Genomic DNA, 11,362 nt, shown 5'->3' with positions numbered 1-11,362 from the left:
CCCAGATGAGTACTGGAATGAAGCCGCTTAGAGGCAGATTCAACTTTATAATATTTCATCTGTCAACTTGACAGGGCATAGTGCACCCACGCCGCGTGTACTTGTACCCGTTTTTTCTGTGCATTATTTTGCCAAAGCCGCTGCTAATACTGCCGGCGCAAAGTCATTACCGTCCCCAATCGTAGGGCGTAAGAAACTCACCAAGTCCGGTGTCGCGTCCACACCGACCACTTGCGCCAACTCCGCCTGGTCCTCGCTGTAGGCGATAAAACCGTTGATGACGGCTAGGTCAACCGTACAATAACGTAACCCCAACGCCGTCGCGGCCTGAACGGCAACCACGTCATAACTCTGATCGAGACTTGCGCGATCATCCCAATATTCTCCGGCTACAAACGCCGCCGTATCCCGGCCGAGGTACACCTGGGTGCCCCGCGGAATCACGCTCGCCGACGTCACGTTTTGCCGTGCTAGCCCTGCGGTGACCCCGGCATCCAGCGCCAAAGTCGGTTGACCAGCCGCTGCCCGTCGAGTGCGTTTAGCCGCCAACAGAGCAGCCACGTCATGGCGACCGTCACCCACGACGTACGCATAATCTCGCGCCTGCACGGCTAAAACTTTGCCATCCAGCACTAGGCAACGGTACAGGCTACCCGGGGCCAGCAGTTGCACCATGATATCGTCACCCAGTGCACGCACCACCTCGGCAAACCGCTCAGGGGTCGGTGGCACCGGCATGGCCACGCTGCCAGAACCGGGGCCCTGGGTATCGGTACCGCCAACAAAAATACTTTTGTGGCCAAAGCTACGGTCAAAATCCGCCACCGCCGCATCAGCGTTGCGGTAAGTATTACCGCGGGGTACGACCAACCCATGGGTGCCGAGGAAGCGCATCAGGGCGTCCCGATTACGGGTCAACGCAACGGCCGCGTCTGGGTTCAGCCCCACCTGCTGCCCAGCAATAATGACGCTTTGCTGTTCCCCGTCCAAAGACCACAGCTCTGTGCCCAACGGCGTCACGCCCATCCCTGCAACCAGTCCTGCACGGAGGTAGATTTGTTGCGTCAAAGCTTCGTGCTCAAATCCGGGTAGAATCGTTCCTGCGGGCTGCCCGGCTTCCTGGGGCATCGCGGATAATCCGCTCCACCCATCGCCCTGGTCACCCGCCACATTCGCGAACCCTCGAGCCAATTCAGGCAAAGGCGCCGTTTCATCGTCGTTCACCGCCAACGTCAACCAGCACAGGTCGCGTAGGGCTGCCAGGTGAGCCGCGTCCGGGATACAATCAGCAGGCAGGTCAAGGTCAACCGTCAATACCCCGCGCTCGGTCAAACGGACGCCAGCCAACGTGACGGTACCGGGAACCGCACCAATTGTTGGTTCGCCCACCGTTTGTTGGTAACGCCGCAGATTAGTGAAATCCACCCCAGCCGGTGAAAATTCTGGTGCGGAGGGCCGCAACAACTGCGCGATGCCGGGCAATCGACGCTGCAGGCGTTGGGCCCAGCGCAAATACCAACCGTTACGGTAAGTAACATAGCCCTGAGCCTGTACCTCTTTGCCGGAATCCGTAAACAGGTCGGTAAAAATGGCCTCGGGCAACGCTAACTGCACGCGCACCCCCGCGTTGGTCGGCGTCCAAGCGCTCACCCCCACCATGTCTGGGGCGGTGTCCACGGCGGCGCGCCAACTCGACCAGGCCAAGTGGGTGTCGACCGTTTGCGCACCCATAATAATGGCCGCCGCGTCACTGATTGGGTAGAGGTACGGACTCATTCGTGAGTCGGCGGCGGTGGGTTGATTCCATCCACCGAGTCGCAAGATTCGTACCGGCAGATCGGTGCGGAGTGCGCCCATTCCGTGCGCGAATATTTGTTGCATGTCGTCCGTCATTTGCATGATTGTGATCCCCCATTTCTTTACCTACAATACCACGATAATGGGCAAAGACGCGAACGGACAACTGGTCAACATGACCCCGACGTTAAGCTTGAATAACGTCAGGCTCAGTTAACACCGCTTCAGCATCTTGCAAACGTTGTCAATGCCGCACTCCCGCGCTTTAGACAAATTTTACCAAGAACAAAGTATTGTATCTGGTGGTGGATAATGCTATATTATTGATGAAGCCACTAAGGTGTTCGCTCTTCCCTCTAATCAGTTGACCGAACATTCTCATTACATTGGGAATATGGGACTAGCACGACAATTGTGCTATATCACTTAGCACACACGAGCGCGCTGCATATATTCCCACCTGCTTTATCGCGGGTTCACAAGAATTGGGAAGCTACAACGGCACCATTTAGTCCTTCAAATCAAAAGACAACTTTTGGCTGGCCTCGCGCCAGTTTTTTTGTGGTTAAAATGAGCACGCAACTACGCTCACCCTTAAGGAGACAATAATGTTAATGATTCTAATGCTTCTGTACGCCGTTATTCTAGCCGCCATTGCTTGGTACCTACTTAGTCACCGGACCAAACCATTTCTCACCTTTACTCAACCCAGCACACCGCTAGCCCAAGCTATGGGTCTGACTGGGTACAGCCTCATAGTGGCGGCGGTTTTGTCGTTGGTGTCAGCTTTTGTGAACATTGTGAATCTAGCCCTAGTCGCACTCGTTCTGGGGGCAGCAATCATGGGTCTGTTTGCGCTATCATTTACGCGCTACCTATGATTCCAATCACGCTCTCATTGTCATTGAAAAAGCTTTCACAACATTGTATGCTTAAGGTAACCTAATGAAGGAGGTGGGCTTATGCTTCAACAATACAAACACATTTTGGTCGCCGTCGACGGTTCTTACGAGGCGGAGATTGCATTTAAGAAGGCCATCGCCGTTGCCCAGCGGAACGATGCGGAACTACTCTTGGTACACATTGTGGATACCAGGGCATTCCAAAACGTCTCCAGCTTTGACTCAGCAATGGTTGAACAGGTAACGGCGGCCGCCAAAAAGACCATGGCCGACTACGTGCAGACCGCGCAGGACGCCGGCTTGCAGGACGTTAGTTACACCATCGAGTATGGTGCGCCTAAGACTGTGATTGCCCGCGACATCCCGAAGGAACGCCAAATTGATTTGATCATGATTGGGGCCACTGGACTGAACGCGGTTGAGCGGCTACTGATTGGGTCTGTTACTGCTTACGTCACTCGTGAAGCACCTTGCGACGTACTCGTTGTCCGGACGGATTTGGCCAATAAACCAGTCCTGGCCACCACTAAGCAGCCATCACCAGATAATGAAGAATAGTGCACAAGCACACCACCTTTCCACATCGTGGTGTCTGTGTTCTGACAAAAATAACACCGACAGAGTAACGCTTGACGTTACGACCTGTCGGTGTCTTTTTTACCCAAATCATTTATTGATAAATAACGTTGCAACTTTTGACTTAACTAGCTATTTCCGCTTGTAGACTCGCCGCTAAGTCGTGGTTTTGATTAACACTAGCCAGGGAGATTGCGACCGTATACGCCTCGGTGGTGTTCTCAGCGCGTAGTTGCACAAGGCAGCGTGCCCGTAGCGCGTAGAACTCATCGAGTAAGAACAAGCGTTCATTATCCACGGCTAGGTTAATTGCGTCCTCGGTACGCTCCAACACTTCTTTGTGGTCTCCCAGTTGGAACAGCGCTTTACAAATATACCACCTAATGAGTAGCGCGCTATCTAAGAACGTATCCCCTTCCCGGTGAATGTCCTGCAGCAAGGTTAGCGCCTCGGTAACATAGATTCGCGTCCGTTGTAGGTTATCCATGTCTGCGTACGCCAACGCTAATCCCAACACGGCCATGACCGCGTATACATCCGCATCCTCACCGGCAAAGAGTTGCAGGACCCGGTTGAAGTAGAAAATTGCTTCCTCGGGTTTGTGGTTACCGATGAGTTCGATCATTCCACGAACATAGTAGAAACGTTTGTGGTCGTCAACAGTCCGCAAATCAGTTTCATCTTCCAAAACCTCAAGCTCCTGTGCGGCTTGCTGTGGCTGACGCTGACGAATTGCACTAATGGCGCGGTTCAACGCTATTTGCACCGTGTTTTGTGGTTCAACCACCACATCAGTCATTTCTACCCCTAATCGTCTGACAATCCGTACAAGAATTTTCATACTCGGAACTTTGTTCCTCTTTTCAACGAGGCTAATCGTCGCCTGGGTACAAATGCCTTCCGCGAGCTTACTCTGTGACATCCCCCGGAGCTTACGAAAATAACGTACCCTGTCGCCTAAAATCCGTACTTCCTGTCCATCATTTACCATATACAGACACCCCTCTGGCGGTCACAATCGTGTCCACCAATTCTCTGGTACAAATACTGCCATACCAAGCAACAAACAACTATAGGTTAATTATATCCATAAAAAGAAAGCCCCTGCACTAAAATATTTTTAGCGCGGGGGCTTATAGTAGGATTAAATGACAGTCTCGATAAGCGGTTAGCTTGCTCAATCATTACACAAAGCAATAATTAACCGGCCGTACAACCGTAAATAGATATTCGTCTAATGGTGAGTCTTACGTGCAAGTAAATCGCCGATAAATTGCACAATGAAGACCATGACCAGAATGAAGATCAGGCTGACCCAGATGACGTCGTTTTCGTAGCGTAGGTAACCAGTGTTAATTGCCAAGTTACCCAAACCACCACCACCAATGGCACCGGCCATTGCCGTTAAACCAATGATACTGATAATCGTGAGTACGGAAACCCGAATCAACTCGGACAAGCCTTCGCGTAGATATACGCGGAAGATAATACCGACTGGCGATGTCCCCATCGCCTGGGCCGCTTCCACCACGCCTGCGTCAACGGTTAAAAGCGCATTCTGTACCTGCCGGGCGTAAAACGGTGCGGAACCCACAATTAACGGTACTAGGGCGGCGGTAGAGCCAATCCCGGTCCCCACAATCACGCGGGTAACCCCATTCAGGATGGCCAGCAGGATGACGAACGGAATGGAACGAAACACGTTGACCACTTTGTCCAGAACCGAATAAAATGGCCGGTTCTCCAAAATACCGTGTTCGTCAGTCACAAGTAGTATAATTCCCAGCAAGAGGCCGATAATGCCCGCTACTAAACTGGTCCAAAAGGTCATGTAGAGGGTTTGGTTAATCGCGTCAACCACCCCATCATCACCATTCCACAACGGGACAACGTTCGGGAAAAACTTTTCAAAAAATTGCATCATTAGTCCTCACCCCCAACTGCCTCCAGGTCCACATCCGTAACGGTGACATCGTTTTGCTTGAGGTACGTCAGCGCCGCCTCAACCTGGTCCGCTGCACCGGTGAGTACAACGATCAAGTTACCAAACGGTGTGTTCTGCAGGCTCTGAATGTCCCCAAAGAGGATGTTGGCGCTCACCCCGTATTCAGCGTATAGGGTCGCCACCAGTGGCTGATCCGTGGTGTCGCCCACATACGTCAGGCGGACGAGCCGGTTACCCGGTCCGAGGTCCTGAACGGCCGGCTGGAGCTTCAAGGCAGTCAAAGTTGCATCCAACTGAATGGTTGTATCAATGAAGTCCTTGGTCAACTGCTTTTGCGGGTGGGCGAAGATATCCACCAACGAACCCCGTTCGATAATCTTCCCGGCATCCATCACGGCGACGCGTGTACATACCTGCTTCACGGCCTCCATTTGGTGGGTAATCAACACGATGGTCAGCCCCAATTTCTGGTTCAAACTCTTCAACAACGTCAAAATGGATGACGTCGTTTTGGGGTCCAACGCACTAGTTGCTTCATCAGAAATGAGGATTTCAGGGTCAGACGCGAGTGCGCGGGCAATACCAACCCGTTGCTTTTGGCCCCCAGATAGCTCGGCAGGATAGGCTTTAGCCCGTTCGGAGAGCCCGACCAACTCCAGTAGCTCATCGACTTTGCTCTTAATCTGATCCTTCGGCATGGTTCCACGTAACGGAAAGGCCACGTTGTCCGCAATCGTCCGGCTTGCCATCAGGTTGAAGTGTTGGAAAATCATGCCGATTTTGTGCCGTTTGTCGCGCAACTCCTTAGCCGATAACTTAGCCATATCGTCACCCAAAACGGTCACGGTCCCACTGGTTGGCCGCTGTAACCTGTTAATGAGCCGCACCAGGGTGGACTTACCGGCACCAGAGTAACCCACAATACCGTAGATTTCGCCCCGGTTAACCTCCAAGTCGACGTGATCCACCGCGTGGACCTCCTGCTTCTTTTCTTCGAATAACACGTCAACATCCTGCAACGTGATGATTGGTGCATCGCTCATCGCTGTTCCTCCTACTATCCTCACGGTTCATTTGAGTGCACTGGCCATATCCATATCGGACAAAAGCACCATCGCTTAAACCCAAAGCACGGGTTTGAGTAACGGTGCCCCTGCCGTCCCGCAATCATGCCGGGCGGTGATCCTCACTCAAGCAGTACTGGCTACTTAAAGGACAAGTCCCATGCAGCCTCGGTAGAACCATTGTACACCTTCTTGATGACCTTCTTAGTGGCCTCATTCTGGTAAGCCTTCACAACCTTCTTGTAAACCTTGTTGTTCTTGTTTTTGTTGGTAGCCGCAACCACATTCACGAACGGCTTGCTGGCCTTAGTAATCTTTTCCACGTAGATAGCGCTACTTGGCTTGAGCTTAGCGTTCAGCGCGATATCGTTGTTAACCACGGCCGCGTCAACCGAGGTCAGTGAACGCGCCGTCTGGGATGCATCTACGGGCGTAATGTTCAGGTTCAACTTGTTGCTGGTGATGTCGCGGGTGGTTGGGAACGTCTTGTCTGGGTTCAACTTGATTAAACCCGCCTGCTGCAACAGTTCCAGGGCCCGAGCTTCGTTGGTCTGGTCGTTTGCAATCGCCACTTTGGCGTCCTTCTTCAACGCACTAAGCTTCTTAACCTTCTGTGAGTACAGACGAACCGGTCCGATGTACGTGTTACCGACATTCGCGATGTTCGACTTGTGTGCCTTGTTCCAGTTATCCAGGAATTGGATGGTCTGGAACGCGTTCAGGTCGATATCCCCGTCCAGCAAAGCCTGGTTAGGTTTGTTGTAGTCGGTAAACTCAACTAGCTTCAAGTTAATGTTTTGCTTCTTCAGGCGCTTAGCCACTGGCTTCCAAACGTCAGCGTCAGAACCAATCACACCAATCTTAACGGTGGTCGTCTTGGTGCTGGAACTACTACTACCACATGCGGCCAGGAAAACCGGCAAAGCAGCGACCAATGCTGTGAGTGCAACAAACTTCTTCTTCATGTGTAAAACCCTCCATAATTGAAATCGTATTTTTTATTTGCGGTTGGACGTACCACCAAACGTAAAAAAACTCCACCCCTAACCAACTGTTAGAAGCGGAGTCCCGCGGTACCATTCTAAATCGCTCGTGCTGCAGTCACGAGCCTTACTAACGAGTCAAACAACCCGTGTGCAAGATAATGGATGCCAGCCATTGCCACCTAATCCCCATACGGGAACTCGGCGCACCGATCAGTGAGCCATTCTCTGGGCACCGTACCTCCCCATTCGCACCATCCGGGGTCTCTGTTAGGTCGTATGCACCATCTCTCTCACGTCACTCGTTTACGTTTGATGATTTAAATATAGGGTACGCGGAAGCAGGGGTAATGTCAACCCTAGAATGAGTCGATTGTGAATTTTTGGTGTGAGTCGCTGTTATTGAACGACGCCTCAATTGGGTTGGTTGCAGCCCTATTCAGCAAGGCTGACCGCTATAAATGGGCTATGCTGACCAGAAGACGTTCTACTCCGTGCCCTACAAAAAGGGATTGTGACAGAAGCCTTTGGCACACGAACGATACATCGTGGTCGCGCGCCAAAAGGCAACTCCCTAACATACAAGACGGCATCAGCAGAAATCCTAAGTTCGAGATTTCCGCTGATGCCGCCTTGTATACCGGGAACTGACCGCCTTTTGGCACAGCCCTTCACCATTATTCATTGCGTTTGGGCGTTAATTGTACCTGACTGAAGTCTTCCCGATCGCGGCTGAACATGTAGCTCTGGTAGTGGTAGCGCATCGACAGCACCATCCCCACAGACAACATGTTCGCCAGTAGGAATGACCCCCCTGAACTAATGAACGGCAACGGAATCCCCGTTAGTGGTAGTAACCCGATGTTCATCCCGACATTTTCAAAAACGTGGAAAATGATCATCATGATGACCCCAGTTGAGATGTACGCGTAAAACTCATTTTTGGTATCAAACGTCACGCGAATCATCTGGTAAATCAGCAGGAAGTACAACAGTATCAATACCCCAGACCCGAGGAACCCGGTCGTCTCGCCAATAACCGAAAAGATCATGTCGGAAGTCTGGACGGGCACCGTAACCTGCAAATTGCCTAACCCACTACCGGTCAGACCGCCAGAACCGATGGCCTTCATCGCTTGCCATAGCTGATAGCTATTCCCTGACGTAGCTCCAGACGGATCCAACCACGAGTCAATCCGCGCAAATTGGTAGGCTTCAAACCCTACCCGCTCCAAAATCACGCGTCCCCAGGATTGGGTAACCAAGAGGATGGTCCCCCCGCCGACTACCACCGCAAAGATGGCCACCGGTAGGATAATCTTCCAGCTAATTCCCGATATGAGCACCACCCCGGCAAAGATGGCCAGGAATACCAACGTACTACCAAAGTCGTGCTGCAAAATCATCAGGACGACCACGGGTAGGGTCCAAATTAGCATCTGACCCAACAACCGAAAGTCGTTGCGCACTGAGTGACTAACCTGAGCATTGTGTAAAGTGACCACCCGCGCCAACATTAAAATGTAAGCTGGCTTCATCACTTCACTGGGCTGAAACGTAATCGGCCCAAACTTAAACCAGGACTTGGCCCCGTTAGCTAACGCCGTTTGCCGGTCGTACAGAAACAGGACGGCAATAAGTAGGAAGATGCCGACCCAATAAAGTACGGGGGCAATCCGCCATAACTGTTCGGTGTCAAACCGCATGACCACCGCGATACCAGCAGCCCCAATCGCATACCAAACTATTTGCATAATGACGGCTTTGATTGCCGCCCCCGTGCTACTGGCATTGGCAGTTGCCATAAAGATGGCTGCGCAACCGACCAACGCTAACAGCATGATGGTCAGGATGATCCCGTAGTCAATACGGTCCCCCTGCTGTTGTTGCTCTTTTTCGTTATCAGTGGCCACGCACTGACCCCCTTTAACTTAAAACCTAGTGCTGGTGCAGGTGAAACGTTGCAATTAGAAAGCTTACAGCGTCATCTTCGGTCTTAAACCGGTCTGTCTCTTCACTACCACTCACAACCGCCACGAACCGGTCACCATCAGTACGGATGTAGCCCAATTCCTGTCGGCCCATGTTTAAGACGGACACGGTCTGACCACCACGTTGTTCATCCGCCATGGTCAGTTTCACCTTTTGTTCTTTACTCATTACTTAACCCCACTTGCCTGATTGTCAGTTGTTGCCGGGTTACGGCGTAAACTAAAGTGGTCCGGTACATAATCAATACCACCGGGTACCAAAGGATTACACCGTAATATCCGCGCCGCCGCCATTAACGATCCACGGAGTGCACCGAAGCGGCCAATCGCGGTGATGGCATAGTGGCTACAGGTGGGGTAATATCGGCACGAAGCCGGTAGTAACGGCGAAATAAACCGCTGGTATCCCCGAATCAACTTTGTCAGTAACCACCGCATAACCAACACCTCACTCTAAAAACTTACCGATGTGCGTCCAGGTGCTGGGCAAAAAAACGGCGAACGGATTACTACCGCCGATGGCAAAGCCGATCATGGTCCCCAATATTAACAAAATTATGCAGATACCGGCACCAATTAGCAGCCGCGCACCAAACCGTTTAATCGCATCAGTCTTTAACAAAGATAATCACCTAGATTAGTACTGCTTGTGGTGCTGGATGTTGTCCAACAACACACCCGTTCCCAAAGCCACGGCATCCAGCGGGTCTTCCGCTGTCAGCACCGGCACGTGTAGCTCGGACGCAAACAACTGCGAAATACCGTTCAGCAGCGCCCCACCACCGGTCAGCATAACTCCGCGGTCAATAATATCCGCAGACAGCTCTGGTGGCGTCATTTCGAGCACTTCCTTAGCTGCCGCAATGATGGAAGCCATCACGTCACTGAGCGCTTCCTGCAACTCTGTAGCGGTCACCTCGACCTCACGGGGCAGCCCGGTGGCGATATCGCGACCGCGTACCTGCATGGTCTGCTTTTCGTCAGCTTCGTAAACCGCACCAATGTTAATCTTTAGTTGCTCAGCGGTGTGTTCACCAATCAGCAACTTGTGCTTGTTTTTGACGTAACTCACGATAGCGGCATCCATCTTGTCACCGGCCAACCGTAAGGAGCGGCTCGTTACAATCTCACCCATGGAGAGAACGGCAACGTCGGAAGTACCACCACCGATATCAATAATCATGTTACCCTGAGGCTGGAAGATATCGAGACCGGCACCAACGGCAGCCACTTTGGGTTCAAATTCCAAGTATACCTTGCCACCACCGGACTTTTCAGCTGCCTCAATGATGGCCTTCTGTTCGATGGACGTAATGTTGGTGGGCGCGCAGATCAGAATACTAGGCTTGCTCATGAAGCCCTTAACGTTCAGTTTGTTGATAAAGTACTCCAGCATTGCCTCGGTAATGTCAAAGTCGGCAATGACGCCGTCCTTGAGCGGGCGAATGGAGCGGATGTTGCCGGGAGTCCGGCCAACCATCTTGTACGCCTCGGTACCGACCGCAACGACCTTACCGGATTGCGTGTCAACGGCGACCACGGATGGTTCGTTCAGGACAATGCCTTTGCCCTTGACGTTGATCAGGACGTTAGCCGTCCCCAAATCAATCCCAATGTCTCTTGCCATGAAAAATGTTCTCCCCTCAGATGTTTACTCGTCACATTATAACATAGGTTGCGTGGCGACTTTTATAGTAAGTAAAACAGGTTACGCGCCGCCTGGACTAGTGATAGAAAGCATGATGACACCAGGTATCCCAAAGCTACGGCGATAAAAAACAACAGTAACCGCGATTCATTCACGCGGTTGGGTTTGAGAATTTTATCAAAACGCAACACAATCAGCAGTCGCCAAGACATGATGATAAACACTAGGTGTGACATGAACGTGAAAGCGGCGCTGAGACCTAAAGAAGTGTCCATTATAAAATCCTCCGCGTACCATAATACCAAAAACGGGACCAACACTAAAGCGTTGCACACCCCGATTGCATAAATATTCCGTTAAGTTACGAGGTGCATGCCTGCAAAGCAATGGTGGGGTTGCGGCAATAGTGGTTGCCGGCCGCGTTAGTCGGGTTGGCGAGCTACGGCTTACGTGGGG

General features: G+C 51.9%; 13 protein-coding genes. 2 read left to right on the top strand and 11 right to left on the bottom strand.

The window, feature by feature from the left end; all coding sequences use genetic code 11:
- Positions 1–123: 123 nt before the first annotated feature.
- Positions 124–1,899 (bottom strand): hypothetical protein, encoded by a 1,776-nt coding sequence (locus LPA02S_RS08655; RefSeq protein ID WP_056956574.1) that lies wholly within the window; start codon positions 1,897–1,899, stop codon positions 124–126.
- Positions 1,900–2,405: 506 nt separating this feature from the next.
- On the opposite strand from LPA02S_RS08655, the gene LPA02S_RS08650 reads away from it, so the two are divergent.
- Both LPA02S_RS08650 and LPA02S_RS08645 read left to right on the top strand, forming a co-directional pair.
- Positions 2,406–2,678, top strand: a complete 273-nt coding sequence (locus LPA02S_RS08650) for a hypothetical protein (protein ID WP_054648805.1) — start codon at positions 2,406–2,408, stop codon at positions 2,676–2,678.
- An 81-nt stretch (positions 2,679–2,759) separates the two neighbouring features.
- Positions 2,760–3,257: a universal stress protein gene (locus LPA02S_RS08645; protein WP_054648803.1), complete on the top strand. Its 498-nt coding sequence runs from the start codon at positions 2,760–2,762 to the stop codon at positions 3,255–3,257.
- A 142-nt stretch (positions 3,258–3,399) separates the two neighbouring features.
- Here LPA02S_RS08645 and LPA02S_RS08640 read toward each other — a convergent pair whose 3' ends face one another.
- The 10 genes from LPA02S_RS08640 to LPA02S_RS08600 all read right to left on the bottom strand — a co-directional run bounded on the left by LPA02S_RS08640 (position 3,400) and on the right by LPA02S_RS08600 (position 11,181).
- Entirely contained in the window at positions 3,400–4,266 is an 867-nt protein-coding gene (locus LPA02S_RS08640; protein WP_082405279.1) for a helix-turn-helix domain-containing protein, read from the bottom strand.
- Positions 4,267–4,509: 243 nt separating this feature from the next.
- Positions 4,510–5,199: a methionine ABC transporter permease gene (locus LPA02S_RS08635; protein WP_056956573.1), complete on the bottom strand. Its 690-nt coding sequence runs from the start codon at positions 5,197–5,199 to the stop codon at positions 4,510–4,512.
- The gene (locus LPA02S_RS08630; RefSeq protein ID WP_056956572.1) at positions 5,199–6,263 is read right to left on the bottom strand and encodes a methionine ABC transporter ATP-binding protein; all 1,065 of its coding nucleotides are present in this window, start codon (positions 6,261–6,263) and stop codon (positions 5,199–5,201) included. The genes LPA02S_RS08635 and LPA02S_RS08630 overlap by 1 nt, the downstream gene beginning before the upstream one ends.
- 161 nt (positions 6,264–6,424) lie before the next feature.
- Positions 6,425–7,249: a MetQ/NlpA family ABC transporter substrate-binding protein gene (locus LPA02S_RS08625; RefSeq protein ID WP_056956571.1), complete on the bottom strand. Its 825-nt coding sequence runs from the start codon at positions 7,247–7,249 to the stop codon at positions 6,425–6,427.
- A 695-nt stretch (positions 7,250–7,944) separates the two neighbouring features.
- Positions 7,945–9,108: an FtsW/RodA/SpoVE family cell cycle protein gene (locus LPA02S_RS08620; protein WP_082607868.1), complete on the bottom strand. Its 1,164-nt coding sequence runs from the start codon at positions 9,106–9,108 to the stop codon at positions 7,945–7,947.
- A 97-nt stretch (positions 9,109–9,205) separates the two neighbouring features.
- Complete coding sequence (locus LPA02S_RS08615; RefSeq protein ID WP_054648799.1) at positions 9,206–9,427, bottom strand: DUF2969 family protein; 222 nt, start codon at positions 9,425–9,427, stop codon at positions 9,206–9,208.
- A complete protein-coding gene (gene yidD, locus LPA02S_RS08610; protein ID WP_054648798.1) occupies positions 9,427–9,696 on the bottom strand; it encodes a membrane protein insertion efficiency factor YidD in 270 nt (89 codons plus the stop codon). Before yidD ends, LPA02S_RS08615 begins: the two co-directional genes overlap by 1 nt.
- Positions 9,697–9,706: 10 nt before the next feature.
- On the bottom strand, positions 9,707–9,880 hold the full coding sequence (locus LPA02S_RS11550) for a DNA-directed RNA polymerase subunit beta (protein ID WP_082607867.1): 174 nt from the start codon (positions 9,878–9,880) through the stop codon (positions 9,707–9,709).
- Positions 9,881–9,895: 15 nt separating this feature from the next.
- Positions 9,896–10,885: a rod shape-determining protein gene (locus tag LPA02S_RS08605; RefSeq protein WP_054648796.1), complete on the bottom strand. Its 990-nt coding sequence runs from the start codon at positions 10,883–10,885 to the stop codon at positions 9,896–9,898.
- Positions 10,886–10,947: 62 nt separating this feature from the next.
- Complete coding sequence (locus tag LPA02S_RS08600) at positions 10,948–11,181, bottom strand: DUF1146 family protein (protein WP_056956569.1); 234 nt, start codon at positions 11,179–11,181, stop codon at positions 10,948–10,950.
- Positions 11,182–11,362 lie beyond the last annotated feature (181 nt).

Source organism: Lacticaseibacillus pantheris DSM 15945 = JCM 12539 = NBRC 106106 (assembly GCF_001591865.1).
Classification (GTDB): Bacteria; Bacillota; Bacilli; order Lactobacillales; family Lactobacillaceae; genus Lacticaseibacillus; species Lacticaseibacillus pantheris.
The sequence above is the reverse complement of the archived record's forward strand: the minus strand, read 5'-3'. Positions and strand labels throughout refer to the sequence as shown.

Excerpts from the sequence above, each read along its gene's own strand:
- LPA02S_RS08655 (WP_056956574.1), bottom strand. The coding sequence starts at position 1,899 with ATGCAAATGACGGACGACATGCAACAAATATTCGCGCACGGAATGGGC.
- LPA02S_RS08650 (WP_054648805.1), top strand. The coding sequence starts at position 2,406 with ATGTTAATGATTCTAATGCTTCTGTACGCCGTTATTCTAGCCGCCATT.
- LPA02S_RS08645 (WP_054648803.1), top strand. The coding sequence starts at position 2,760 with ATGCTTCAACAATACAAACACATTTTGGTCGCCGTCGACGGTTCTTAC.
- LPA02S_RS08640 (WP_082405279.1), bottom strand. The coding sequence starts at position 4,266 with ATGGTAAATGATGGACAGGAAGTACGGATTTTAGGCGACAGGGTACGT.
- LPA02S_RS08635 (WP_056956573.1), bottom strand. The coding sequence starts at position 5,199 with ATGATGCAATTTTTTGAAAAGTTTTTCCCGAACGTTGTCCCGTTGTGG.
- LPA02S_RS08630 (WP_056956572.1), bottom strand. The coding sequence starts at position 6,263 with ATGAGCGATGCACCAATCATCACGTTGCAGGATGTTGACGTGTTATTC.
- LPA02S_RS08625 (WP_056956571.1), bottom strand. The coding sequence starts at position 7,249 with ATGAAGAAGAAGTTTGTTGCACTCACAGCATTGGTCGCTGCTTTGCCG.
- LPA02S_RS08620 (WP_082607868.1), bottom strand. The coding sequence starts at position 9,108 with ATGCTGTTAGCGTTGGTCGGTTGCGCAGCCATCTTTATGGCAACTGCC.
- LPA02S_RS08615 (WP_054648799.1), bottom strand. The coding sequence starts at position 9,427 with ATGAGTAAAGAACAAAAGGTGAAACTGACCATGGCGGATGAACAACGT.
- yidD (WP_054648798.1), bottom strand. The coding sequence starts at position 9,696 with ATGCGGTGGTTACTGACAAAGTTGATTCGGGGATACCAGCGGTTTATT.
- LPA02S_RS08605 (WP_054648796.1), bottom strand. The coding sequence starts at position 10,885 with ATGGCAAGAGACATTGGGATTGATTTGGGGACGGCTAACGTCCTGATC.
- LPA02S_RS08600 (WP_056956569.1), bottom strand. The coding sequence starts at position 11,181 with ATGGACACTTCTTTAGGTCTCAGCGCCGCTTTCACGTTCATGTCACAC.